Source organism: Methyloversatilis thermotolerans (genome assembly GCF_000372885.1).
Taxonomy (GTDB): Bacteria; Pseudomonadota; Gammaproteobacteria; order Burkholderiales; family Rhodocyclaceae; genus Methyloversatilis; species Methyloversatilis thermotolerans.
In genome coordinates this window covers 1,434,164-1,460,774 of record NZ_KB889967.1, presented here as the reverse complement: position 1 = coordinate 1,460,774, position 26,611 = coordinate 1,434,164, and the positions used below count along the sequence as shown (strand labels likewise).

General features: G+C 65.0%; 20 protein-coding genes. 19 read left to right on the top strand and 1 reads right to left on the bottom strand.

Annotation, left to right across the window (positions count from 1 at the left end):
* Positions 1-80: 80 nt before the first annotated feature.
* The 3 genes from A3Q7_RS0106180 to A3Q7_RS0106170 are packed head-to-tail and all read left to right on the top strand — an operon-like array spanning position 81 to position 3,120.
* Positions 81-1,331, top strand: a complete 1,251-nt coding sequence (locus tag A3Q7_RS0106180) for a pyridoxal phosphate-dependent aminotransferase (protein WP_018410990.1) — start codon at positions 81-83, stop codon at positions 1,329-1,331.
* Positions 1,321-1,770: a GNAT family N-acetyltransferase gene (locus A3Q7_RS0106175; RefSeq protein WP_018410989.1), complete on the top strand. Its 450-nt coding sequence runs from the start codon at positions 1,321-1,323 to the stop codon at positions 1,768-1,770. Before A3Q7_RS0106180 ends, A3Q7_RS0106175 begins: the two co-directional genes overlap by 11 nt.
* A gap of 36 nt (positions 1,771-1,806) precedes the next feature.
* On the top strand, positions 1,807-3,120 hold the full coding sequence (locus tag A3Q7_RS0106170; RefSeq protein ID WP_018410988.1) for a homoserine dehydrogenase: 1,314 nt from the start codon (positions 1,807-1,809) through the stop codon (positions 3,118-3,120).
* Positions 3,121-3,133: 13 nt separating this feature from the next.
* On the opposite strand, the gene A3Q7_RS0106165 is transcribed toward A3Q7_RS0106170, so the two are convergent.
* On the bottom strand, positions 3,134-4,306 hold the full coding sequence (locus tag A3Q7_RS0106165) for an HPP family protein (RefSeq protein WP_018410987.1): 1,173 nt from the start codon (positions 4,304-4,306) through the stop codon (positions 3,134-3,136).
* Positions 4,307-4,615: 309 nt separating this feature from the next.
* On the opposite strand from A3Q7_RS0106165, the gene mntP reads away from it, so the two are divergent.
* The 16 genes from mntP (at position 4,616) to A3Q7_RS0106085 (ending at position 26,588) form a co-directional block, all read left to right on the top strand.
* The gene (mntP, locus tag A3Q7_RS0106160) at positions 4,616-5,191 is read left to right on the top strand and encodes a manganese efflux pump MntP (protein ID WP_018410986.1); all 576 of its coding nucleotides are present in this window, start codon (positions 4,616-4,618) and stop codon (positions 5,189-5,191) included.
* 303 nt (positions 5,192-5,494) lie between these two features.
* Positions 5,495-6,193, top strand: coding sequence for a CoA transferase subunit A (locus A3Q7_RS0106155; protein ID WP_018410985.1), 699 nt, complete (start codon positions 5,495-5,497; stop codon positions 6,191-6,193).
* A 1-nt stretch (position 6,194) separates the two neighbouring features.
* On the top strand, positions 6,195-6,842 hold the full coding sequence (locus tag A3Q7_RS0106150) for a 3-oxoacid CoA-transferase subunit B (protein ID WP_018410984.1): 648 nt from the start codon (positions 6,195-6,197) through the stop codon (positions 6,840-6,842).
* Positions 6,836-7,282 carry a hypothetical protein gene (locus tag A3Q7_RS0106145; protein ID WP_026224553.1) on the top strand — a complete coding sequence of 149 codons (447 nt, stop codon included), beginning with the start codon at positions 6,836-6,838 and terminating at the stop codon, positions 7,280-7,282. Before A3Q7_RS0106150 ends, A3Q7_RS0106145 begins: the two co-directional genes overlap by 7 nt.
* The gene (locus A3Q7_RS0106140; RefSeq protein WP_018410982.1) at positions 7,279-7,863 is read left to right on the top strand and encodes a peroxiredoxin; all 585 of its coding nucleotides are present in this window, start codon (positions 7,279-7,281) and stop codon (positions 7,861-7,863) included. Before A3Q7_RS0106145 ends, A3Q7_RS0106140 begins: the two co-directional genes overlap by 4 nt.
* Positions 7,864-7,865: 2 nt before the next feature.
* Positions 7,866-8,516 carry a glutathione S-transferase family protein gene (locus tag A3Q7_RS0106135; RefSeq protein WP_018410981.1) on the top strand — a complete coding sequence of 217 codons (651 nt, stop codon included), beginning with the start codon at positions 7,866-7,868 and terminating at the stop codon, positions 8,514-8,516.
* A gap of 569 nt (positions 8,517-9,085) precedes the next feature.
* Positions 9,086-11,233, top strand: coding sequence for a hydantoinase/oxoprolinase family protein (locus tag A3Q7_RS0106130; protein WP_018410980.1), 2,148 nt, complete (start codon positions 9,086-9,088; stop codon positions 11,231-11,233).
* Positions 11,234-11,314: 81 nt separating this feature from the next.
* On the top strand, positions 11,315-13,639 hold the full coding sequence (locus tag A3Q7_RS0106125) for a hydantoinase B/oxoprolinase family protein (RefSeq protein ID WP_018410979.1): 2,325 nt from the start codon (positions 11,315-11,317) through the stop codon (positions 13,637-13,639).
* 40 nt (positions 13,640-13,679) lie between these two features.
* Positions 13,680-14,183 (top strand): acetone carboxylase subunit gamma, encoded by a 504-nt coding sequence (locus A3Q7_RS0106120; RefSeq protein ID WP_018410978.1) that lies wholly within the window; start codon positions 13,680-13,682, stop codon positions 14,181-14,183.
* A 232-nt stretch (positions 14,184-14,415) separates the two neighbouring features.
* Complete coding sequence (locus tag A3Q7_RS0106115; RefSeq protein WP_026224551.1) at positions 14,416-15,426, top strand: WD40/YVTN/BNR-like repeat-containing protein; 1,011 nt, start codon at positions 14,416-14,418, stop codon at positions 15,424-15,426.
* A gap of 21 nt (positions 15,427-15,447) precedes the next feature.
* The gene (locus A3Q7_RS0106110; RefSeq protein ID WP_018410976.1) at positions 15,448-17,823 is read left to right on the top strand and encodes an efflux RND transporter permease subunit; all 2,376 of its coding nucleotides are present in this window, start codon (positions 15,448-15,450) and stop codon (positions 17,821-17,823) included.
* A gap of 91 nt (positions 17,824-17,914) precedes the next feature.
* A complete protein-coding gene (locus A3Q7_RS0106105) occupies positions 17,915-19,498 on the top strand; it encodes a DUF1302 family protein (RefSeq protein ID WP_232417845.1) in 1,584 nt (527 codons plus the stop codon).
* A gap of 18 nt (positions 19,499-19,516) precedes the next feature.
* On the top strand, positions 19,517-20,842 hold the full coding sequence (locus tag A3Q7_RS0106100; RefSeq protein ID WP_018410974.1) for a DUF1329 domain-containing protein: 1,326 nt from the start codon (positions 19,517-19,519) through the stop codon (positions 20,840-20,842).
* A 122-nt stretch (positions 20,843-20,964) separates the two neighbouring features.
* Positions 20,965-22,929, top strand: coding sequence for an AMP-binding protein (locus A3Q7_RS0106095; RefSeq protein WP_018410973.1), 1,965 nt, complete (start codon positions 20,965-20,967; stop codon positions 22,927-22,929).
* A gap of 195 nt (positions 22,930-23,124) precedes the next feature.
* Positions 23,125-24,330 carry an acetyl-CoA C-acyltransferase gene (locus A3Q7_RS0106090; protein ID WP_018410972.1) on the top strand — a complete coding sequence of 402 codons (1,206 nt, stop codon included), beginning with the start codon at positions 23,125-23,127 and terminating at the stop codon, positions 24,328-24,330.
* Positions 24,331-24,545: 215 nt separating this feature from the next.
* Positions 24,546-26,588, top strand: a complete 2,043-nt coding sequence (locus A3Q7_RS0106085; RefSeq protein ID WP_026224548.1) for a sigma-54-dependent Fis family transcriptional regulator — start codon at positions 24,546-24,548, stop codon at positions 26,586-26,588.
* Positions 26,589-26,611: the final 23 nt, after the last annotated feature.

Sequence of the window (26,611 nt, the reverse complement as noted above, 5' to 3'; positions counted from 1 at the left end):
CGGACGGTTGCCGGTCGCAGGCTTCCGTGCCGCGACGGCGTGGATGACCGAATGCCGCCCCTGCCACCGTCGCCGCCATCGTGTCATCCGAATCCGCCATCGTGCAACCGCCGGTCACCAAGTCATCCAAGCTCGCCAACGTCTGTTACGACATCCGGGGCCCCGTGCTTGCGCGCGCCCGCCAGATGGAGGAGGACGGCCATCGCATCATCAAGCTGAATATCGGCAATCTTGCGCCCTTCGGTTTCGACGCGCCGGAAGAAATCGTGCAGGACGTGATCCGCAATCTGCCCGATGCTGCCGGCTACACCGACTCGCGCGGCCTGTTCGCGCCGCGCAAGGCCATCATGCAGTACTGCCAGGAAAAGAGGATCCCGGGCGTCGGCGTGGACGACATCTTCATCGGCAATGGTGCGTCCGAACTCATCGTGATGGCGATGCAGGGCCTGCTCAACAGCGGCGACGAAGTGCTGGTGCCGGCGCCCGACTACCCGCTGTGGACCGCCGCAGTCACGCTGGCCGGGGGCACCGCGCGTCACTACATCTGCGACGAGGCGGCTGACTGGATGCCCGATCTGGCCGACATTCGCGCCAAGATCACGCCGGCGACCCGCGCCATCGTCATCATCAACCCGAACAATCCGACCGGCGCGCTCTATTCCGATGCCCTGCTGCGCGACCTGGTGCAGATCGCGCGCGAACACCGGCTCATCGTGTTCGCCGACGAGATCTACGACAAGACGCTGTATGACGGCGCCACCCACACGTCCATCGCGTCGCTGGCCGACGACCTGCTGTTCGTCACCTTCAACGGTCTGTCCAAGAACTACCGTGCGTGCGGCTACCGTGCCGGCTGGATGGTGGTGTCCGGCGACAAGCGGCATGCGCGCGACTACATCGACGGGCTGAACATGCTGGCGTCGATGCGACTGTGCTCGAATGTTCCCGGCCAGATGGCGATACAGACCGCACTGGGCGGTTACCAGAGCATCAACGATCTGGTGAAGCCGGGTGGCCGGCTGGCCCGACAGCGCGACGTCGCGTGGGAACTGCTGACCGCCATTCCGGGCGTGAGCTGCGTCAAGCCGCGCGCCTCGCTCTATCTGTTCCCGCGACTCGATCCGAAGATGTATCCGATCGAGGACGATCAGCGCTTCATTCTCGAACTGCTCGAGGAACAGCGTGTGCTGCTGGTGCAGGGGACCGGTTTCAACTGGCCGCGTCCGGATCACTTCCGCGTCGTGTTCCTGCCGCACGAGGACGATCTGCGCGAGGCGATCGGCCGCATTGCGCGCTTCCTGGACGGTTACCGCAAGCGCCATGGTGGCTGAGCTTGCGGTGATCCGCGTGGCGACCGCGCGCGCGGTGCTGGAGCCGGACTGGCTGACCCGGGCCGAGCCGGTGCATCGCGCGCTGCGCCCCGATCTGCCTGCGGATTACGCCGGGCTCATGCGTGACATCGTGGATGATGGCGGCGAAGTGGCGGTGGCCGTCAGCGCCGCGGAGGTGCTGGGCGTGACGGTGTTCCGCTGTTACAGGAACACTTCCAGCGGTCTGCATTTCTATGTGGACGATCTGGTGACCGCACCGCGGGCGCGCTCGCGCGGCGTCGGCAAGACCTTGCTGGACTGGCTCATGAACGAGGCGCAGACGCGCGGAGCGAGCCGGTTGCGGCTGGATTCGGCCACCCATCGCTTCGACGCGCACCGTTTCTATCACCGCGAAGGCATGCACATCGCCTGTTTTCATTTTTCTCGCGACCTGGTCTGAGCGGCCGGGCGCAGCCCAACCAAGAAGAGGGACAGCATGAAACCGATCAACGTAGGCCTGCTCGGCATCGGCACCGTAGGTGGCGGCACCTGGACCGTGCTCACCCGCAACCAGGAAGAGATCACCCGTCGTGCCGGACGTCCCATCCAGATCACCGTCGTCGCCGACCGCGACACTGTCCGTGCCGGCACCCTGACCGGCGGCGCCGCACGCGTGACCGCCGATGCTTTCGAAGTGGTGCGCGATCCGAGCATAGACATCGTGGTCGAACTGATCGGCGGCTACACGGTTGCGAAGGAACTGGTGCTCGAGGCGATCGCCCATGGCAAGCACGTGGTGACCGCGAACAAGGCGCTGCTTGCGGTCCACGGCCAGGAAATCTTCGCGGCTGCGCAGGCCAAGGGGGTCATGGTGGCCTTCGAGGCGGCGGTAGCCGGCGGCATTCCCATCATCAAGGCGGTGCGCGAGGGCCTGACCGCGAACCGCATCGAGTGGATCGCCGGCATCATCAACGGCACCACCAACTACATCCTGTCGGAAATGCGCGACAAGGGGCTCACCTTCGCCGACGCGCTGGCCGACGCGCAGCGGCTGGGCTACGCCGAAGCCGATCCCACCTTCGACATCGAAGGGGTGGATGCGGCGCACAAGATCACGCTGCTGTCGGCGCTGGCCTTCGGCATTCCGGTGCAGTTCGATCGCGCGCACATCGAAGGCATCACCAAGCTGACGGCAGAGGACATCCGCTATGCCGAAGCGCTGGGCTACCGCATCAAGCTGCTGGGCATCACCAAGCGCAAGGCCGACGGCTTCGAACTGCGCGTGCATCCGACACTCATTCCCGCCAAGCGCCTGATCGCCAATGTGGAAGGCGTGATGAATGCCGTGGTGGTCAAGGGCGACGCCGTCGGGGCCACGCTCTACTACGGTCGCGGCGCGGGTGCCGAGCCCACGGCCAGCGCGGTGATCGCCGACCTGGTCGATGTCACGCGCCTGCACACGGCCGATCCGGAACACCGCGTGCCGCATCTGGCATTCCGTGCCGACCAGCTGTCCGACACGCCCATCCTGCCGATCAGCGAGGTGGAGAGCGCCTATTACCTGCGTCTGCGCGTTCAGGACAAGCCGGGTGTGCTGGCCGACATCACGCGCATCCTCGCGGATCAGGGCATCAGCATCGATGCCATGCTGCAGAAGGAACCGTCGGAAGGCGAGCAGCAGGTCAATATCATCATGCTGACTCATGTCACCCGCGAGAAGCAGGTGGACGCGGCGATCGCGCGCATCGAGTCGCTGGACAGCACCGTGGGTGCGGTCACCCGCCTGCGTCTGGAAGAGCTGAACGGCTGAACGGTCGTGGCGCTCAGGCGCCGGCGATCGCATCGGCGATCTGCACGCGGTGATAGAGCGCGGCGACCAGGTCGCCGCGATCCAGCATGCCGACCAGCCTGTTCTCGGTGTCCACCACCGCGATCGCCGGTTGATGCCGGCCGGCGAGCAGTTCGGCGGCCGCAGCCACACTGTCGCTGGTGTGCACGGTCTTCAGGCCGTTGCGCGGCTCGCGCATCATCTGCCCGACCACTTCGGCCTTGTCGGAATGGCTGGCCGGACTGGCGGACAGAAACGCCTTCATCGCAGTGCCCAAACGACCCTCCGTCCCGGGCGTGACTGCGCGCAGGAAATCCTCCAGCGCCAGCATGCCGATGACGCGGCGGCTGCGATCCACCACCGGCAGCGCATCGACTGCGGCACGGCGCATGAGCAACCAGGCCTCGCTCAATGGCGTCGCGAATTCGACCATCGGAGACGGCGTGTCGGGCTCGATCAGATCGCCGCAGCGCACACCGTGCATGCGCTCGAAGGCCCGGCGCAGCGTGCGTTCATACAGGTCCACCAGATCGTCCTCGCGTACATCGAGAAAGCTGTCTATTTCACCCAGCGCGGCAGCGAGATCCCGATGGCTGAGCGCAGGCGGAGACAGGTGCTCGCGCACCTGGGCGGCAGGGGGCGTGCCCTGCGGGTAGCGGCGACCGGGCACACCATTGTTGACGACCATGACCGCGATCATGATGGCGATGGTATTGGCCAGTACCGAAAACATGGACACCTCGAAAGACAGCCCCTGACTGGCCGCCGCCGCCATGGTGAGCGCCATCGCTCCGGCCGGAGGATGGATGCAGCGCGCCCACGCGGTGAGCCACAGGCTGGCAGCAAGTGCGCACGCCATCACCCAGGGGCCGGCCGGCAGCCAGCAGCCACAGGCATAACCGACCGGTGCCGCGATCAGCAGGCCACCGATCACCGACCACGGCTGTGCGAGCGGGCTGTGCGGCAGCGCGAACAGAATGACCGAGGTGGCGCCGAGCGGCGCCAGCACATGCTTCTCGTCCGGCGCCACAGGCAGCACGAACAGCACGCCTTCGAACAGCAGCAGGCCAGCGAACCCGGCCAGCGTACTGCGCCAGCGCTCGGCCCGACTCAGCGGCGGAGCATCCGACACCAGGTAGCGGCGCAGCAGCGAGGGCAAAGCGGACATGGGCGATGCGCACACCGGCGCGTGGACGATGGACGGCGCCGCAGTATGACCGGTTACCCCGAATCTGTGCACCACGACGGTGCGTTATGGTCACATGTGCCGATTCCTTTCGTGACGCCGCCGGCCGTTTCGGCGTATAGTCGCGGCCTTTTCGCGGCATGGCCGGCTTTCCCCGTCGCCGGAGGTCGTCCGGTCAATATGTCTGGCGGTCACGCCACCGCGCGGACCTCGTGTTGATCGAGACGGATACGATGCGACGCCGAGCCGGCCGGTGATCGTTGTGTGCCGTATCCGGGCTCCGCTGCCACCATGAACCTGTTGTCCACCCTGCTGATCGCCTTCGCCATGTCGACCGACGCCTTTGCGGCCGCGGTGTGCAAGGGTGCCAGCCTGGCGCGCCCGCGCTTTTCCGAAGCGCTGCGCACGGGTCTCATCTTCGGTGTCATCGAAACGCTGACACCGTTGCTGGGCTGGTTGCTGGGCAGTGCCGCCGCACCGCTGGTAGAGGCCTGGGACCACTGGATCGCTTTTGCGCTGCTGGGCGGGCTGGGCCTGCACATGATCCGCGCCGGCCTGTCGCCCGACGAGGACGAGGCGGACAAGCCGGCGCGGCATGGCTTCTGGCGCCTGGCGCTGACCGCAGTCGGCACCAGCATCGACGCACTGGCCATAGGCGTGGGCCTGGCTTTCCTCGATGTGAACATCTGGGTGACCGCGCTGGCCATAGGTTGTGCGACCACCCTCATGGTGACGCTGGGTGTCATGGTCGGGCGCCTGCTCGGATCCATCGCCGGCCGGCGCGCGGAAGTCGCGGGCGGCGTGGTACTCATTGCGATCGGAACCGGGATACTGGTCGATCATCTCGGACTGCTTGCACGCACCTGAAGCCCGTGCCCCCGTCTGTGCCGGCTTTCCCGCAGACATCATCCCCCCGCCTGCACGCGCCCTCATCGTCCACCTGGACGCTCACAGTTCGACCTGCGGTCGGTATCCGGCGGCCGATTTTCGTACGCCCTGCGTGTTGCGCCGCAGCGTGTTCATGCAGCCATGAAGGCGTGAAGCCCGCCTTGTGCGCAGATCATCGTGCATGCGTTGCACAAGGAATCGATCGGCACACCCCTTGCTGAACGGGTAGGTGACGACGCCGGTCCGGCGTGCGCAGAACGTGTAGCGACAAGGAGGAGGCGGATGAAGAAGCTCTACCCGAATGCGCGCCTGGCGCTCGATGGCTTGCTGATGGACGGTCAGACGATCGCCGTGGGGGGATTCGGCCTTTGTGGCATCCCGGAGCAGTTGATCGATGCGGTGGTCGATAGCGGTACGCATGATCTGACCGTCATCAGCAACAACGCGGGCGTGGATGGCATCGGCCTGGGCAAGTTGCTGTACAGCCGTCAGGTGCGCCGCATGATCGCATCCTATGTCGGCGAGAACGAGGAATTCGAGCGCCAGCTCCTGTCTGGAGAACTGGAGGTCGATCTCACCCCGCAAGGCACGCTGGCGGAAAAGCTCAGGGCCGGCGGCGCAGGCATCCCTGCCTTCTACACCCGCACCGGGGTCGGCACACCTGTGGCCGAGGGCAAGGAAACACGTGAATTCGGAGGGCAGCGCTATCTGCTGGAGCATGCGCTGGTCGCCGACGTGGCGCTGGTGAAGGCGTGGAAGGCCGACTGCGCCGGCAATCTCGTGTATCGCAAGACCGCGCGCAACTTCAATCCCATGATTGCCACCGCCGGCCGGACTACGGTCGCCGAGGTCGAGGAAATCGTGCCGACCGGTGAGCTGGATCCGGACCAGATCCATACGCCAGGCATTTTCGTGCAGCGCGTGATCGTCAATCAGGCGCCTGCGAAGCACATCGAAAAACGCACGACGAGGAGCGCCTGACATGGCCTGGACACGGGACGACATGGCGCGCCGCGCGGCGCGCGAACTGCGCGACGGCTATTACGTGAACCTGGGCATAGGCATGCCCACGCTGGTGGCCAATCACATACCGGAAGGCATGGACGTGTGGCTGCAGTCGGAAAACGGTTTGCTGGGCATAGGCCCCTTCCCGACCGAGGAGGAGGTCGACGCGGATCTGATCAATGCCGGCAAGCAGACGGTGAGCACACTGCCCGGCAGCAGCTTCTTCAGCAGCGCCGATTCGTTTGCCATGATACGCGGCGGTCACATCGATCTTGCCATCCTGGGCGCAATGCAGGTGAGCGAGCGCGGTGATCTGGCGAACTGGATGATTCCCGGCAAGCTGGTGAAGGGCATGGGCGGTGCCATGGATCTGGTGGCCGGCGTGCGACGTGTCATCGTCATGATGGAACACTGCAGCCGCAGTGGCGAACACAAGATTCTGAAACAGTGCGACCTGCCATTGACCGGTGCCGGTGTGGTGAGCCTGATCATTACCGATCTGTGCGTGCTGGCGGTGACGCCGGAGGGCCTTGAATTGCGTGAACTTGCCCCGGGAGTGAGCATAGACCACGTGTTCGAAAGGACGGGCGCGCCGGTGCGCACCGCGCCGGTGGTGCTGTGCTGAGCCGCACCGGGACGGCCGGGGAGGCCGCAGCACGTGCCCAACAGACGTCGAGCGAGCTCACGCTGGAGTGCCTGGTCAAGGGCTATGGCATCCCCCTTGGCCGGCTGGTGGCACTCGAAGACATGGGCATCATCCGCGAAGTGGATGCGGACCGCTTCCACTGTGACGACGAGGACCGGCTCATCATCGTCGCCGCCGCGATACAGCTTGGATTCACGCTGCGCGAACTGCGCGAACTGATGGACCTGTATGCCGAGGCGTCGCCGGCACGCCGCGCCTTGCCCAGCTTCATGAAGTTGCTCGCCAGCTACCAGAGGTTGATGGCCTGGCGCGAGCCGGATTCCGGCGTAACGGCGCAGCCGCCGGCAGGACGGCAGCGCCGTCCGTTCCGCGCGCGTGACTTCCGTCCGGGGGTCGTGCGCAAGGACAAACCGGCATGACGCCTCTGGTCGGTCGGCGCGCGCCGGACTTCACCGCGGACGCCGTGTGGGCCGACGACGGAATCCGTCCGTTTACTCTGTCCGATGTGCGTGGTCGCCATGCAGTACTCATTTTCTACCCGCTCGATTTCAGCTCGGCCTGTCCATCCGAACTGCTTGCCTTCGAGCGCTCGATGCCCGAATTCGCGCGCCGCGCGGTGGATCTGGTGGCCTGTTCCATCGATTCCGCCCATGTGCATCTCGCGTGGAAGAGGACACCCTGCGAGCAGGGCGGTGTGGGGGCGCTGAGTTACCCGCTGGTATCCGATCTGACGCATGAAGTGGTGCGTGCCTATGGCGTCGAGGGCGTGTCAGGGGCTGCGCTGCGCGCCACCTTCGTGATCGATCGTGAAGGCGTCGTGCAGTATCAACGTGTGAGCAATCTGGGGCTGGCGCTTGAAGTTCACGAATTGCTGCGGGTGCTCGATGCCGTGCAGCAGGGCGAGGTCCGTCCGGACGGCTGGCAGGAAGGGCGACGCGGCGCGGCGCTTACAGAGCGCGGAGCGGCAGCCTATCTTGCCGAGCATTCGGACATGTTGTGACGATGGAACGGGAGAAGGCAGACATGAAGCTGTACGACTGGCACGCAGCACCGAATCCGAAGCGGGTACGCATGTTCCTGGTCGAGAAAGACCTGGATCTGACCATCGTCGAAGTGTCCGGCGACAATCTCAGGTTGCGTGCCGACTACATCGAGAAATTCCCGCAGGCCATGGTGCCCATGCTGGAGTTGCCGGATGGACGGCAGATCGGCGAATCCATGGCGATCTGCCGCTATCTGGAAGAGCTTCATCCTGCGCCGCCCATGCTGGGGCGCAATGCTTACGAGCGCGCCATCGTCGACATGTGGGAGAGGCGCGCGTTCGACGAGGGCATGATGGCGGCAGGCGAGGTGTTCCGGAATACCGCGGATGCATTCCGTGATCGCGGTCTGCCCGGGTTTGCAACGCCGGTGCCGCAGATTCCGGCGCTGGCCGAGCGCGGACGGGAACGGCTCGGGCATTTCTTCCGCAAGTTCGATCGCCAGCTCGGCGCACAGCGTTTCATCGCCGGCGAGCATTTCACGGTGGCGGACTGCACCGCCTTCTGCAGCATCGAGTTCGCCGGATGGTCGGATATCGGCATTCCGTCCGACTGCGGCAATCTCCTGCGCTGGCATCGCGAGGTCAGCGCGCGCCCGAGCGCGCGCGCGTGAGCCCTGCGCGTTCGCGCTGACCCTCCGGGGCGGCGAAAGCAGCGGACGCTGCCTTCGCCGCCTTCGTCTTCTGCATCGGTCGCAGAGCCCGCTGCGCGGCCGTCCCGTTCCCCGCATGCGCAACCGTGCCGACGGCACGCTGTCACGGACGCTGTCCGCCCAGGCGGGCGCGCCGCTCGCGGGCGTTCGTCCGGTGGCGGTCCAGCCGTCCGCATGCCGGGCACACATAGATCTCATTGCTTCGTTCGTGTTGCGGCGCACCACGTCCATCGGGCTGAAACGACCGTCCGACGCGGGTTTCCGGACAGTCCGATCGCACTACGGTCGATCGGCTGGCAGCCGTCCGAATTCCATCCGTACGCTGCCATGCAGCCTGACACTGTCCTGTACGCCGTCATTTTTTGTTCATACGAATCAGTTGCTTGAGCGAGCACGCGAAGCTGCGCTTCGCACTGGCACCGTCCTTGCGAACAGAGCTGTGTTCGATCGCGGCCAGATCGATCAGGCACTACCGACGCCCCTGCGTCGGGGCGAAGAGCAGTTGGACACATTCAAATGGAGACGTGGAGATGACGATCGATAACTCGTCGGTTCAGGTGCTGGGCATCGATGCCGGCGGCACCATGACCGACACCTTCTTTGTCCGTGCGGACGGCCGCTTCGTGGTCGGCAAGGCACAGAGCAATCCGGGTGACGAATCGCTGGCGATCTACAACTCGTCGGTCGACGCGCTGGCGCACTGGGGTCGTGAAGTCGATGAGGTGTATCCCGAACTGGTGACTTGCGTGTATTCGGGGACCGCGATGCTGAACCGCGTACTCATGCGCAAAGGTCTGGACGTTGGCCTGATCTGCAATCGCGGCTTCGAGCAGGTGCATTCGATGGGGCGCGCGCTGCAGAGCTATCTGGGCTATGCGCTGGAAGACCGCATCCACCTGAATACCCACCGCTACGACGAACCGCTGGTGCCGGTGTCGCGCACCCGCGGCGTGACAGAGCGTACCGACGTGCAGGGCAAGGTGGTGATTCCGCTGCGCGAAGCCGAAGTACGCAGCGCCGTGAAGGAACTGGTGGACGCCGGTTCCAAAGCCATCGTCATCTGCTTCCTGCAGTCGCACAAGAACGGCAGCAGCGAACAGCGCGCGCGCGACATCGCGAAGGAAGAGCTGAAAAAGCTCGGTGTGGACATTCCGGTATTCGCGTCGGTGGACTATTACCCGCAGCGCAAGGAAAGCCATCGCATGAACACCACCATACTCGAAGCCTATGGCGCCGAACCGTCGCGCCAGACGCTGAAGAAGGTGAGCGACCGCTTCAAGAAGCATGGCGCGAAGTTCGACCTGCGCGTGATGGCCACGCACGGCGGCACGATCAGCTGGAAGGCCAAGGAACTGGCGCGCACCATCGTGTCCGGCCCGATCGGCGGCGTGATCGGCTCCAGGCTGCTGGGGGAGGCGCTGGGTGACGAGAACATCGCGTGCTCGGACATCGGTGGCACCTCGTTCGACGTGGCGCTCATCACCAAGGGTTCGTTCGCCATCAAGTCCGATCCGGACATGGCCCGTCTGGTGCTGTCGCTGCCGCTGGTGGCGATGGATTCGGTGGGTGCCGGTGCGGGCTCCTTCGTGCGCCTGGATCCGTACTCGAAGTCGATCAAGCTCGGCCCGGACAGTGCCGGCTACCGGGTCGGCACCTGCTGGCCGGAGAGCGGCCTGGAAACGGTGTCGGTGTCGGATTGCCACGTGGTGCTGGGCTATCTGAACCCGAACAACTTCCTCGGCGGTGCGATCAAGCTGGACGTGCAGCGTGCGCGTGACCACATCAAGGCGCAGATCGCCGATCCGCTCGGCCTGTCGGTGGAAGATGCGGCCGCCGGCGTGATCGAGCTGCTCGATCTCACGCTGTCCGAATACCTGCGCGCCAACATCAGCGCCAAGGGCTACAACCCGGCCGAGTTCACCTGCTTTTCCTACGGCGGTGCCGGCCCGGTGCACACCTACGGCTACACCGAAGGCGTGGGCTTCAAGGACGTGGTCGTGCCGGCCTGGGCCGCCGGCTTCTCCGCCTTCGGCTGCGCCTGCGCCGACTTCGAGTACCGCTACGACAAGTCGGTCGACCTCGGCGTGGCGCAGCTCGCCAGCGATGCCGACAAGGCTGCCGCGTGCAGGACGCTGCAGGACGCCTGGAGCGAGCTGGCCGGCAAGGTGATCGAGGAATTCGTGATCAACGGCTTCAAGGCCGAGGACGTGATGCTCATCCCGGGCTACAAGATGCAGTACATGGGTCAGCTCAACGATCTCGAAATCATTTCGCCGGTGCCCACCGCCCAGAGTGCGGCCGACTGGGACAAGATCGTCGAGGCCTTCGAGAACACCTATGGCCGCGTCTACGCCAGCTCGGCGCGCTCGCCCGAACTGGGCTTTTCCGCGACCGGCGCCATCATGCGCGGCACGGTCGCGACGCAGAAGCCGGTGCTGCCGGAAGACCCCGACTGCGGTCCCACACCGCCGCCGGAAGCCCGCATCGGCACCCGTCCGTTCTACCGCCACAAGAAGTGGGTGGATGCGGTGATCTGGAAGATGGAAGCGCTCAAGGCCGGCAATCACATCGTCGGTCCCGCCATCATCGAATCGGATGCCACCACCTTCGTGGTGCCGGATGGCTTCGAAACCACCATCGACAAGCACCGCCTGTTCCACCTGAAGGAAGTCAGGTAAGCGCCGGGACGCAGCGCAGGCTGCCGGCGCCCGAGCGGTGCCGGCGGCACGATCCGGACCACACTCCCAAGGAGAGACCGCATGAACATGATGACCCCCAACGAGACCGGCTTTGCCGATCTCCTGAAGAACGGCCAGACGCTGAAGCAGTTCCGCGACGGCATCATCGAGCGCACGCAGAAGACCGGCCACTACAACGGCCTGGAAAAGCTGGAACTGCGCGATGCCGACCCGATCGGCTACGAAAAGCTGTTCTCCAAATTGCGCGGCGGCCTGGTGCACGCCCGCGAAACCGCGAAGAAGATCGCCGCCAGCCCGATCGTCGAGCAGGAAGGCGAACTGTGCTTCACGCTGTACAACGCGGTGGGCGACTGCGTGCTCACCTCGACCGGCATCATCATCCACGTCGGCACCATGGGCGCGGCGATCAAATACATGATCGAGAACAACTGGGAAGCCAACCCCGGCATCAATCCCGGCGACATGTTCACCAACAACGACTGCTCGATCGGCAATGTGCACCCGTGCGACATCGCCACCATCGTGCCCATCTTCTGGGAAGACCGGCTGATCGGCTGGGTAGGGGGCGTGACCCATGTGATCGATACCGGTGCGGTGACCCCGGGCTCGATGTCCACCGGTCAGACCCAGCGCTTCGGTGACGGCTACATGATCACCTGCCGCAAGACCGGCGTGAACGACACGCCGCTGCGCGACTGGCTGCACGAATCGCAGCGCTCGGTGCGCACCCCCAAGTACTGGATTCTCGACGAGAAGACCCGTATCGCCGGCTGCCACATGATCCGCGAACTGGTGGAGGAAGTGATCCGTGCCGATGGCATCGAGGCCTACGAGAAGTTTGCCTACGAGGTGATCGAGGAAGGGCGCCGCGGCCTGCAGAGCCGCATCAAGGCGATGACGCTGCCCGGCAAGTACCGCAAGGTGTCCTTCGTCGATGTGCCGTACAAGCACGAGGACGTGCAGGTGTCGAACGCCTTCGCCAAGCTCGATTCCATCATGCATTCGCCGTGCGAAATGACGATCAAGGGCGACGGCAAGTGGCGCCTCGATTTCGAAGGCGCGAGCCGCTGGGGCTGGCATACCTTCAACGCCCACCAGGTGGCGTTCACCTCGGGCATCTGGGTCATGATGTGCCAGACCCTGGTGCCCACCCAGCGCATCAACGATGGCGCCTACTTCGCCACCGAGTTCCGCCTGCCCAAGGGCACCTGGTGCAACCCGGACGATCGTCGCACCGGCCACGCCTATGCCTGGCACTTCCTGGTGTCCGGCTGGGCGGCGCTGTGGCGCGGCCTGTCGCAGGCCTACTTCAGTCGCGGCTATCTGGAGGAGGTGAACGCCGGCAATGCCAATACCTCCAACTGGCTGCAAGGGGGCGGCATCAATCAGGACGGCGAAATCCACGCGGTGAACAGCTTCGAGGCCTCGAGCTGCGGCACCGGTGCATGCGCGGTCAAGGACGGCCTGAATCATGCCGCCGCCATCTGGAATCCGGAAGGCGACATGGGCGACATCGAAATCTGGGAAATGGCCGAACCGCTGCTCTACATGGGCCGCAACGTGAAGGCCAACTCCGGCGGCTACGGCAAATACCGCGGCGGCTGCGGTTTCGAGACGCTGCGCATGGTGTGGAACGCCCAGGACTGGACCATGTTCTTCATGGGCAATGGCTTCATGAACAGCGACTGGGGGCTGATGGGCGGCTACCCGTCAGCCACCGGCTATCGCTTCGAAGCGCACAAGACCGGCCTGGAACGGCGTATCGCCAACGGCGAGAGCCTGCCTCTGGGCGGCGATATCGATCCGTCGGCGCCGACCTATGAGCACAACATCGACGCCACGGCGCAGGTCAAGCGCGACAAGCAGTGCATGACCACCGAGGACTGCTACGCCAACCATGACCTGTACCTGAACTACCTGCGCGGCGGCCCCGGCTTCGGCGATCCGATAGACCGCGAGCCGGCGGCGATCGAGAAGGATCTGAACGAGCGCTTCCTGCTGCCCGAATACGCCGGCAAGGTCTATGGCGCGGTGTTCTCGCAGGACGCGAAGGGCACGTACACGGTGGATGCCGCGAAGACCCGCGCGCGTCGCGCCGAAATGCGCAAGGAACGTCTGGCGCGCGCGGTGCCGGTACGCGAATGGATGAAGGAAGAGCGCGAACGCATCCTGAACAAGCATGCCTCGACCGCCGTGCAGCACATGTTCGCCACCAGTTTCGCGCTGTCCGAGAAGTTCACGAAACAGTTCAAGGACTTCTGGAACCTGCCGGCGGACTGGATGGTGAGCGAGGACGAGCTGGGCGTGCCGTCCTACGGCTCCAAGCACCGCATGGACCTGTCGCTGATGCCGGACGTCACCACTGTCGTCCAGGTCGAAGAGTGAGCACACCCCCGAACGATCACGCGAATCAAGGAGCATAGAGATGTCGACTTACACCAATGAGCAGGTCGCTCACCTGGTCGAAGGCACGCTGGACTGGGAAACCACCTTCCGCATGCTGTCCATGCCCAAGGACAACAGCCGCTTCAAGCAGTACGTCGAGGCACTGCAGAAGAAGGTGAGCTTCAAGGACCGCATCGTGCTGCCGCTCGGCCCGCACCTCTACATCGTGCAGACCGACCGCAAGCAGTGGGTCACCAAGTGCGACTGCGGCCACGAGTTCTGCGACTACCGCGAGAACTGGAAGATGCACGCCCACATCTATGTGCGCGATACCGAGGAGGCGATGACCGAGGTGTATCCGAAGCTGATGGCGCCGGATACGCAGTGGCAGGTGTATCGCGAGTACTACTGCCCGAGTTGCGGCGCGCTGCACGACGTCGAAGCGCCGACCCCCTGGTATCCGGTCATCCACGACTTCGAGCCGGATATCGAAGCCTTCTACAAGGAGTGGGTGAACCTGCCGGTGCCCGAACGGGCGGCGTGATGCGCCCCCGGGGCGCCTGACAGGCGCCATGGACGGCCGGCCGGAGGAGGCCGGTCGTCCGGGCGGTGGCCATGCGGCATCGGTCGCTTCCCGCCGGACACCCTGACAACGGATGCAAGGACATGCGGCCCGGGCGATTTCCGGGGCTGCAGGGGACGGCTCGCGCCGCGCATTCCGCCAGGTCATGACAAGCGTCGAGCGCGCAGCGCAACGGCGCCAGAAGGAGATCGACATGCTTCACTCGCTCAAGCAGTTCGGCAGCGGCGCGCGCGCCGCGGTCAATGTGGTCACCTCCGCGCTGCCCATTGCCATCATAGGCGGCCTGCTGTACGCGGGCTTCTTCGTGAAGGCCGAGGCGGTCATCAACAAGGTCGAGCCGAAGGCGGTCGAGCGGCGCGACAACTTCTTCAGCGTGGTTGCGCCCGATGCGCAGATCGCGTGGGCCGCCGGCACCGGCGGCAAGATCGTGCGCAGCGACGACGGCGGTCGCACCTGGCACCGGCAGGACAGCACCACGCTGGAAAACCTTCAGGGCATCGCCGCCTGGGATGCGCAGCATGCGGTGGTGGCGGGCAATCACGGCGTGGTGCTTTACACCAGCGACGGCGGCAGCACCTGGAAGCACGCGCAGGTACCCAAGTCCGACAACCCCAACAAGCTGTTCCGCGTGCACATCTTCGACGGCGTTGCCTGGGCGGTCGGGGAGTTCGGATCCCTGCTGCGTTCCGACGACAAGGGGGCCACCTGGACGCGGGCGATGGAAGAGAAGGATCGCGCCTGGAACGACGTGTTCTTCCGCGGGCGTCTGGGCTGGCTGGTGGGCGAGTTCGGCACCGTTATGCGCAGCACCGATGGTGGCGCGACCTGGAGCGAAACCGCACTCGACAACAAGGTAAGCCTGATGGGTGTGGACTTCCGCGACGATCTCAACGGCGTGGCGGTGGGGCTGACCGGCACCGTGCTGGTGACCTCGGACGGGGGCCAGACCTGGCGCGAGGTTGCACGCCCGACACGGGAGCACCTGCTCGACATCGCATGGGACGAGAAGCGCTGGGTCGCGGTGGGCGACAAGGGCGTGATGGTCACGTCGGATGCCGCCGCGAACGAATGGAAGGCCGCGCGCATTTCCGAAGGCGACGTGTCCTGGCGCACCCAGATCACCCGCGCCGGTGATCGTCACTACGTGGCGGGCGCCAATCTGGCCGTGCTCGATGGCGGCACGCTCACCATCGTCGGTCGCTGACAACAGGGCAGGGAGAAAGCCGTGAAGAACGAAACGTTCAGCAAGGTGGAGCGACTGTTCGCGACACTGATCCGTCATCGCGCCTGGGTGGTGCTGACGGTGGCGGTGATGACCGCCTTCATGGGCTGGCTGGCCAGCCATGTCGAAGTGAAGACCGTATTCAGCGACCTGTTGCCGAAGAACCATCCTTATGTGGCGGTGAACCAGCGCTTCAAGTCCACCTTCGGCGGATCCAACATGGTGAGCATCATGCTGGAGGTCAAGGACGGCACCATCTTCGACCCGGCCGTGCTGGCCAAGGTGCAGAAGATCACGGTCGGTCTGCAGCAGGTCGACAGCGTGGACACCTACCAGATCATTTCCATCGCGTCGAAGAAGATCAAGGAAGTGCGCGCGTCGACCGAGGGCGTGGAGTCGCGGCCCATCATGTGGCCGGAGCTGCCGAAGGGACCGGCCGAGATCGCGGTGCTGAAGGAAGCGGTGCTGAACAATCCGTTGATCTACGGCCCCTATGTATCGATGGATCTGAAGGCCACGCTGATCACCGCCGACTTTCTCGACGGGGACATCAATTACAGCCGTGCCTTCGACCAGATCATGAGCCTGGTCGGACAAGCCGACGGCGATGGCGTCATGGTGCGCGTGGTCGGGGAACCGGTGCTGTACGGCTGGGTAAACTTCTATCTGGACGAGACGATACGCATCTTCTTCGCGGCCATCGCTTCGCTGGTCATCATCCTGCTGCTCATCACGCGCACCTGGCATGGCACGGTGCTACCGCTGCTGGCCGGCGTGGTGAGCGCGATCTGGGCGCTGGGTGCGGCCAGGCTGATGGGCTTCCACCTCGATCCGCTGGTCATCGTGGTGGCCTTCCTGATCACTGCGCAGGCGATTTCCAATTCGGTACAGCTCATCTCCCGCTACGACGACGAAATCGCCCAGGGGGCGAGATCGTCCGCCGCAGCGGCGGTGGCCAGCGCGAAGAACCTGTTCAAGCCCAGCATGCTGGCCATCGTGTGTGATGCCGGCTGCGTGCTGGTGGTCGCGCTCACGCCCATCCCGATGCTGGAAAAGATTTCCTACATCGGCACGGTGTGGATCCTGTCCATCTTCGTCAGCGCGCTCATCCTGACGCCGGTCATGCTGTCCTTCTTCCGGCCGGGCGGCGGACCGGTGCACCCGATCAACATCCGGCCGGTGCTCGACGCCATCCTGCGCACCTGCGCCGGCATTGTCACCACGCGCATGCGCTACGTCGTGCTCGGGCTGACCGGCATCGTGTTCCTGGTATCCGGCTGGTACGCCTTCAACCTCAAGGTCGGTGACGCCAATCCGGGTTCCCCCATCCTGTGGCCGGACTCCTCATACAACCAGGACGCGACCGACATCAACCGTCAGTTCCAAGGGTCGGACCGCATGTTCGTCGTGGTGGCCGGCAAGGAAAAGGGGGCGCTGCGCGAACCGGAGGTGCTCGCCAGCATGGCGAACTTCCAGCGCTACATGGAGGCACAGCCCGAGGTCGGCGGCAGCATCTCTCTGGCCGACATCCTGCCGCAGGTGCGCCGCGTGCTGCGCGAAGGCAATCCGATGTACGCGGAACTGGGTAACGACGCCGCCGAGAATTCGGAACTGACCTATATGTTCGTGTCCGGCTCCGACCCCGGTGACATGGACCGCTACGCCGACGCCGACGCCAGGAACGGCGCGGTCACGCTGTTCTTCCGCGATCACCAGGGCGAAACCATCCGCACCGCGGTGGCGCGCGTGCAGGACTACGTGGCCAACAACCCGATCGAAAAGGCCGAGTACCTGCTGGCCGGCGGTCTGGTCGGGGTGCTGGCGGCGGTGAATGAAGTGATCCTGGCCGGCCAGATCGAGGCCATCGCGCTCGCGCTTCTGGTGCTGGTCGTGTGCTGCACGGTGACCTACCGCTCAACGGTGGCCGGCGTGTTCTTCATGATCCCGGTGATGCTGTCCAACACCATCACCTTCAGCTACATGGCGCTCAACGACATCGGCATGAACATCAATACGCTGCCGGTGGTCGCGCTGGGCATCGGTCTGGGGGTCGACTACAGCTTCTACATCGTCGATGGCATACGCGAGGAGCTGCACCACAACCCCAACGTCGAGCGCGCCATCGTCAAGGCGCTGTCCAGCGCGGGTCGGGGCGTGCTGGTGACGGCGCTCACGCTGATCACCAGCGTGGGCCTGTGGAGCTTTTCATCGCTCCGCCTGCAGGCCGACATGGGGCTGCTGATCGCGCTGTGGCTGTTCATCTCCGCCTTCAGTGCGCTGTTCATCATGCCAGCCATCGTCTATGTGTTCCGCCCCGCCTTCGTAGTGGGCAGCAAGCAGCGTCCGATCGAACGCGCAGAACCTGCAGTCGTTGTGTGAGGGCAGCCCGTCGCGCCCGTCGGCGTCTGCCGACGGCGACGGGCGTGCGCGGGCGGCTCATGGGTAGTCCCTAACAGGAGGGAGTGGAGACATGAGAAGAAGCAGAACCTTCAGGCGGACCGGCACCGGTCTTGCGGTGACGGCGGCACTGGCGATGACGGGAGCACCCGCAGCGCATGGCGCCGAGGAGGCAGCCAAGGAAGGCGGCAACTGGGCGAGCAGCAGCGACTCCAGTTTCCAGTTGTCGGGCTATGTGCGCGCCTGGGCCTCGTTCAACCTCGAGGACCAGCCGGAACTGGGCGCAGTGGGCAAGGACAGCGCGGGCAAGCTGTCCATGCTGCGCGGTTCACTGCTGCTCGACGCCGATGCGAGGACAGGGCCGGTGAAGTGGAAGGCGATCGGGCGTCTGGATCGCGAATACAAGACCGGTTACCTGGAAGACCTGGAAGATCTGCGCGCCACCAATGGCACGGCCGGCGGCCGCAGCATCACCGAGAACTACAACAACGGCGACATCCGCGAGTTCTGGGCGGAGATTCCGATCGGTGACCGGGTGACAGTGAAGGCCGGCAAGCAGCAACTGGTGTGGGGCGAGTCGGACTTTTTCCAGGCCATGGACCTGGTTCACGGCTACGACTTCAGCTGGCGGCTGTTCTTCGAGGGCGAGAACGAGGAGTGGCGCAAGCCGCTGATCATGATTTCGACCAAGATCCGGGTGCCGGAAGCCAAGGGCATGCTGGCCGCCTTCGTGCGACCGGGCTGGGATCGCTGCGAGGACATCGGCAACACCTACGATATCCGGGGCGGGCGCTGGTTCTTCCAGCCTTACCGCGGCTACGACCTGTCGCAGGTGACCGACAAGAACTGCGATCACAAGGATGGCGACATGGATGACGTGACCGGCGGCATCCGCTGGTCCGGGGAGGCGTTCGGGCTGAATTACTCGGTCGCCTACCTGACCACCTTCTCCGCCGATCCGGTCGCCAATTCCTCCTTCCGTCCGTACAAGGAAGCGGTGCTCGATCCGGGCAATGTGTTCGATCTGATCCATCCGAAGATCGACGTGCTCGGCGCCACGGTGAGCGGCTACAGCGAAACGCTGGATGCCGTGATCAGTGCGGAAGTCGCCTATACCAAGGACCAGCCCTACAACGTCGGAAGTGGCGCCTTCAACCCCGGCAATGCCGCCAACCCGGGCATAGGCCTGAACGGCATCAAGAAGAAGGACACGCTGCGGACCATGATCCGCATCGACAAGGACCTGAGTCTGGAGAACATCTTCGGTACCTCGCGTCCGTCCTTCTCGTCGGTCCAGTTGTTCAACACCCAGGTGCTGAACTACGACGGTGACGAGGATCTGGTACGCCTGTTCGCCTACGGCACCAAGCTGAACGAGCACAGCACCATCCTCACCATGTTCACCACGCTGAACTACAGGAACGACACGATCAACCCCGGTCTTGCCGTCGGATTCGATCTGTCCAACGGCGGCGGCTTCGCCATCCCCAGCGTCGCGCTCACCTTCTCCGACAAGTGGCTCGCGAAGATCGAGGCGGACATCTTCTGGGACGGTGGCAAGAGCAACCGCACCCAGTTCAGCAACGGTGAATCGCAGTTGTTCGGCTACTTCAGCCGGGCGAGCCAGCTCGTGTTTCGCCTGACCCGGCAGTTCTGACCCAAGGAGGAAAACAACATGAACCTGTTCACTACATTCGCCCACGCCGGTCCGTCGCGCCGGCACGCCCTGGCAAGCACGCTGGCACTGATGGTGGGTCTGGCGTCCGGTCTCGCGCAAGGCAAGGAGCTGGAAGCCGGCTTCGTGATCGACAAGAGCAATTACGACAGCATCAAGAACGACACCTTCGAGAACAAGACCATTGCCTCGATGGTGCCGGAGAAGCTCGAGTGGATGATCAAGAACTACAACCTGACCATCAAGCTCGCCCACTCGAAGAAGATCGAGATGGACCCGAAGTATGTCGAGTGGTCGAAGAAGAATGTCGGCACCGTCAAGTTCAATCCGGCGGACCGCACCGTGTCGGGCTGGCAGGCGGGCATGATGTTTCCGCCGGAAACCATCAAGATGGATGATCCGCATGCCGGCGACAAGGTGATCTGGAACCTGCGTGCCGCCACCTATGGCGCGACGATGGACCTGCGCGACATCGCCTGGGCCTTCCTTGACGCGAAGAAGGGCTATGAGCGCGTGCAGGCCTTCCAGTCCCGTCGCTACTACATGGAAGGCCGTCTCGACGGCGGCCCGATCACGGTGGGTGACGGCACGATCGCGCAGAAGACCTACTTCGTCGCCCACTACCCGCAGGACATCCGCGGCCTGGGCACCTTCTCGGTGCGCTACAACCAGGCCGATTCGAAGAAGCCGGACGACTCCTATGCCTATCTGAAGTCGGTGCGCCGGGTGCGTCGCCTGTCCGGTGGCGCGTGGATGGATCCGATCGGCGGTACCGACCAGTTGTACGACGACTGGGACATCTGGGATGCCGCGCCCACCAAGTACAAGTCGAACAAGCTGATCGAGAAGCGCTGGGTGCTGGCCATCGCGCACAGCCCGGAAATGAGCGTCGACGTGTCGCAGCCCTGGACCGAACCGCAGAAGCGCTTCCCGCGCATCAACATGAGCGAGCCGCCGTACTTCAACCCGGCCAAGGACATCGGCTGGGAGCCGCGAGAGGTCTACGTGGTCGAGGGCATTCCGCCGGACGAGCATCCGTACAGCAAGAAGGTGGTGTACATGGAAGTGGATTTCCCGCGTCCCTACCTCGGCTACGCGGAAGACCGCAAGGGCGAGTTCTGGAAGATGTTCATCTTCCAGAACCGGCCTGACATCGGCGACGACGGCTACAAGGCGGTCATGCCGGTGATCGGTCACATCATCGACGTCAAGCGCGGTCACGCCACCAACTGGTCGTCCAACATGAAATCCAATCCCAAGGGCGTCAAGGAAACCGACGTTTCGCTCAACGTACTCGAGGAAGTGGCGACCGGTACCGGCAAGTGAATGCAGTTGGATATCGTGCTGGCCCTCCTCCCGGCATGTTTCGCCCGGTCCCGCCCGTGCGGGGTCGGGCATTTTTTACCGCGGTATGCGCGGGCCGGTGAGCCGGCACTGAAGGGGAACAGATGATGAAAGTCTTCACGCCCTCGGCGTACGAATGGCGGGACACCCGGCTTGCCCGCTTCATAGAGAAGTATGGCTATCGATCGCTCGATCAGTTGCAGGAAGAGGCGGAGCGCGAGCCGTCCGTATTCTGGGACCGTGTGGTCGAGGAAGTCGGCCTGGAATGGGTGGTGCCCTATACGCAGACGCTGGACATGTCGGAAGGGCCGATGTGGCCGCTGTGGTTCATCGGCGGTCAGCTCGACCTGGCGGACAACCTGATCGGCAAGCATGCGCGGTGCGACCCGCACAAGCCGGCATTGCGATGGGAAGGCGACGGCGGAGAGGAGCGCTGCATCCGCTATGGCGAACTGGAGCGCGAGGTGGCTTCGGTGGCGGCTGGCTTGCGCGCGCTGGGCGTGGAGCAGGGCAGTCGCATCGCGCTCTACCTGCCCATGGTGCCGGAGGCGGCCATCATGCTGCTGGCCGCGGCCAGCATAGGGGCCATCTCGGTGCCCATGTTCTCGGGCTATTCCGCCGATTCCGTCGCGCAACGGGTGCAGGACGCCGGCGCATCGCTGCTGGTATGCGCGAACGGTTATTTCCGGCGCGGCAAGCAGGTGTTCATGCTGGCGGACGCACTGAGCGCGGCGGCCGCGTGCGACTCGATCGAACATGTCGTCGTGGTTGACCGGCTGGGTTCGGGCATCGGCGAACGGGCGCGCCCGGACCCGGGCTTCGCGCTGCACGATTACGCCACGCTCGCGCGGTCGCGGCCGCCACTCGACGCAAGCAGGTGCTTCGCGCCCGCCACGCCGCTCATGCTCATCTACACCTCCGGCACCACCGGCAAACCCAAGGGCGTGGTGCACACGCATGGCGGCTTCGCGCTGAAGGCGGCGCAGGACATGGCAATGGCGTTCGATCTGCATGCCGATGACACGCTCATGTGGGTGACCGACATGGGCTGGCTCATGGGGCCGTGGATGGTATTCGGCGGCTTGCTGCTGGGCGCCACCATCGTGCTGTGCGAAGCGACGCCGGATCATCCGGACGCCGGCCGCTTGTGGCGCATCGCACAGCGTCACGACGTGACCCACCTCGGGCTTTCGCCCACACTGGTGCGCCTGCTCATGGGGCGTCGCGATGCCCTGCCCGAAGCGTCCGCGCTGGGTTCCCTGCGCGTGTTCGGCTCCACCGGCGAGGCCTGGAACGAAACGCCCTGGCTGTGGCTGTTCGAAGCGGTGGGTCAGGGCAGGCGACCCATCATCAATTACTCGGGTGGCACCGAAATCGGTGGCGGCATCCTGGCCTGCTTCCCCGGACTGCCGCAGACGGCCTGCGGCTTCAACGGACCCATCCCCGGCATGGCGGCCGACGTGGTGGATGCGGAAGGGCAGCCGGTACGCGGCAGCGTGGGCGAACTGGTGCTGCGCCAGCCCTGGCCGGGCATGACGCAGGGCTTCTGGAACGATCCGGCGCGCTACGAGGACAGCTACTGGTCCACCTTGCCCGGACTGTGGGTGCACGGCGACTGGGCCAGCATAGACAGCGACGGCTACTGGTTCGTGCATGGCCGCAGCGACGACACCATCAAGGTGGCGGGCAAGCGGCTGGGGCCGAACGAATTCGAGTCCGCGCTCGTGTCCCATCCCCTGGTGGCCGAGGCGGTGGCGGTTGGCGTACCGGATGCCATCAAGGGGGAGGCGGTCGTCTGCTTCGTCACCCTGCACGACAAGCGCAGTGGACATGAGGGCTGGAGCGTGTGGGAAACCGAGCTGTCGGAACATGTGACCCGGCTGCTCGGCAAGCCTCTGCGGCCGGCGCGCATCCACGCGCTGGCGCAGATACCCAAGACGCGCAACGGCAAGATCCTGCGCCGCGTCGTGCGCAATGCCTACATCGGACGGCCGATGGGGGACCTGTCGTCGATGGAGGATCCGCGCGCGGTGGACGAGGTGATGAAGCTGCGCGGCGCCCCGGCATGAGCGCTACCCGTCCGATATGCATACGGTCATGCGTCCGTTTTCCGGACGCATGACGATCTGAATCGGACGTCTGTCGGAGCAGGTCATTGAAATGAAATATTTTTTCTATCAAGCACGGGTGGCGCGGAACTTGCGCGTAGCTGCGTCTGCCACGTGCCGGCCGGGCCATTGCCGTGCCGGCAAAAGGAGGTCGTGTTGAATCCGGACAGTGAAGCCATCGTCGTCGTTTCGGCCTGCCGCACCCCGTTGGGCGGCTTTCTCGGCAGCCTTGCCCCGGCCAGCGCGCCACAGCTCGGCGCCGTCGCACTCAATGCCGCCGTGCAGCGGGCCGGTATCGCGACGGCCGACGTCGATCAGGTCTATATGGGCTGCGTACTGCCGGCGGGCCTCGGTCAGGCGCCCGCGCGCCAGGCCGCGCTGGGCGGGGGACTGCCCGACAGCACGGCGTGCACCACGGTGAGCAAGGTGTGTGGTTCCGGCATGCAGGCGGTCATGCTGGCCCGCGATACGCTCAAGGCGGGCTCCGCGGACATCGTGCTGGCCGGGGGCATGGAATCCATGAGCAATGCGCCCTATCTGCTGGCGCGAGCGCGCACCGGCTATCGCCTCGGCCACGACCGGGTGATGGACCACATGTTCCTCGACGGTCTGGAGGATGCCTATGGCGAGCGCGGATCGCTGATGGGCGTGTTTGCCGAGCGCTGTGCCGACGAGTATGGCTTCTCGCGAACCGATCAGGATGAGTGGGCTCTGCGTTCGCTCCATCGCGCCGTTGCCGCGACCGAGGGCGGGGCATTCGACTGGGAAACCTGTCCGGTCGAACTGGCTGGCGCGCGCGGTGCGGGGCCTGTCACAGTGACTCGCGACGAACAGCCGGGTACCGCGAAACCGGAGAAGATTCCACTGCTCAAGCCGGTGTTCCGCAGCGACGGTACGGTGACTGCCGCCAATTCCAGTTCGATTTCCGATGGCGCGGCAGCACTGCTGCTGATGCGCGCATCGACCGCCGCCGCGCGCGGGCTGAAACCTCTCGCTACGCTGGTCGCCCAGGCCGGACATGCCGGCACACCGGCACGCTTTCCGATGGCGCCGGCGGACGCGATCCGCAAGGTGCGCGCGCGCGCCGGCTGGTGTCCGGCGGATGTCGATCTGTACGAAATCAACGAAGCGTTCGCGGTGGTGACACTGGCCGCGATCAAGGACCTGGGGCTGGATCCGGATACGGTGAATGTGCATGGGGGCGCCTGCGCGCTGGGTCACCCCATAGGCGCGACCGGCGCCCGCCTGCTGGTGACACTGATCGGCGCGCTGCGCCGTGGCGGCGGGCGGCGGGGCATTGCCAGCCTGTGCATAGGCGGCGGCGAAGCCACCGCGATCGCACTGGAGTTGAACGAGAATTGAGCTAACCTGATCTGACCGGCCCTCCTGGCGCCGGGACGTTACACCTGGGCCGGCGCGGAAAAAGCGACCCGGCACGCACATGGTTTCACAAGATCCGGCGAGACAATGCGCCTCGAAGCGCGTCGCTACGTCGGAACAGGAGGAGAGGGTTCCGGCCCGGCGCATCGTTGCCGGGACACGTGCCGTCGACCTCCAACCACAAACAGGAGGTGGCCATGGAACTGACGGACGAAGATCAAAGCCAGATGTTTTCGCGACCGGAACGCGACAGCGACGTGATGCGTCACTGGGAGCGTCTGCTCAGTGGAGAGGAATGCAGTTCCGACGCGCTGAGACGCCTGATCGACGATTCCTGGCGGCGCTGCCTGAACGCCCATGTCGATCCCGGTCGCGATCAGGCTCCCCCTCCACTGAGCGAGAATTCGCTCTATTCGCTGCACCAGAAGCATGGCGACCTGCTCACCGCGAGTACCCCGGTCATGGCGATGGCGCGCGATTTCCTGGCCGAGACCGGGACCATCATGGTGCTCACCGACCACAGCGGCACCATACTCAGTCTGGAGGGCGATCCGGCCACACGCAACGAAGCGGGCATCATGAACATGATGCCTGGCGCGAGCTGGAGTGAAACCGCGTGCGGCACCAACGCCATCGGCACCGCGCTCGCGGTGCGCCACCCGGTGCAGATCCATTCGGCCGAGCATTACTGTGCCGGCATCAAGCGCTGGACCTGTTCGTCCACCGTCATTCTCGATCCGTACGACAACAGCGTGCTCGGCGCGATCGATGTGTCCGGTCTGCAGCAGACCTACAACAAGCACAGCCTGGCGCTGGTCGTGGCCACCGCCAGCAAGATCGAGGGCCGGCTGGCCAAGCACGAAATGGGCATACGCTTCAGGCTGCTCGAACGCTGCATGCACCGGCTCACGCATTCCAGTTCGGATGGCGTCATCGTGTTCGACCGGCGCGGCAATCCGGTCAAGGCCAACGAGCGTGCCGAGCAGGCATTGAACCAGCTTGCCGAAGGGCGCATCGGTTCGCGTCGCATGGACATTGCCTCGCTCACGCTGGGGCATGCCACCGATGATGGTCTTCCCGCGGGTCTGCAGGGCTGGATCAGGCCGGAATGGCTGGAGCCCGTATTCGACAACGGCCAGCGCATCGGCACCTTGCTCACCATCCCGATCTTCCGGCCGCGCGCCATTCCGGGCGTACCGCAGCCGGTCGGTCCGGGCGCGGCCGCCCATGAGCCCGGCAAGCTGGACTGTGTGGTCGGCAAGGACCCGGTGCTGCTGGAAGCGGTTGAACGCGCGCGTCATCTGGCACGCTCGAACGTGCCGGTGCTGCTGCTGGGCGAGACCGGCGTCGGCAAGGAGGTGTTCGCGCGTGGCATCCACGACTGCGGCAGCGCCAGGACGGCGCCTTTCGTGGCGGTGAATTGCGGCGGACTGTCGCGCGAACTGCTGGCCACCGAACTGTTCGGCTATGCCGAAGGGTCGTTCACCGGTGCACGCCGCGGTGGCATGACCGGCAAGATCGAGGCGGCCAATGGCGGTACGCTGTTCCTCGACGAACTGGGAGAGATGCCGCTGGACATGCAGCCTCATCTTCTGCGCGTGCTGGAAGAGGGCGAAATCTACCGGCTCGGCGAGAACGTGCCGCGCAAGGTGAAATTCCGCCTGATCTGTGCCACCAACCGCGACCTGCGCCAGGAAGTGACCGAAGGGCGCTTCCGCATGGACCTCTATTACCGGGTGGCGGTGACCAGTGTGCGTATTCCGCCGCTGCGCGAGCGCCTCGGCGACATTCCCGTCCTCGCGCGCGCGCTGATGGAAAAGCTGGCCGCCCAACATGGCGTGCCGGTGCCGCACTTGAGCGCACTGGAACTGGGCGAGCTGGCATCGTATTCGTGGCCGGGCAATGTCAGGGAGTTGCGCAATGTGCTCGAATCCATGCTGCTGACCGGCGAGCGGCCGCGCTCGCTCATGGCGCAGGGAAGTCCGCGCGGGCCGGCGCTGGATGTGACGCCGACCGTCGATCGTGCGCCGGGCTTCGCCGGCGATCATCGCGAGAGCCGTCGCCTTGAGCAGGCCGAGCTGGAGGCGATCCAGAGCGCGATCGATGGCAGCCACGGCAATATGGCGCTGGCCGCGCGTTCGCTCGGCATCGCGAAGAGCACCCTCTATCTCAAGCTGAAGAAATTCGGCCTGGACAATCAGGTCGAACGCGTGCGGGAGGTCAGCGCACGCGCGCGTTGAGGCGTGCGGCGCAAGGCGTCGCG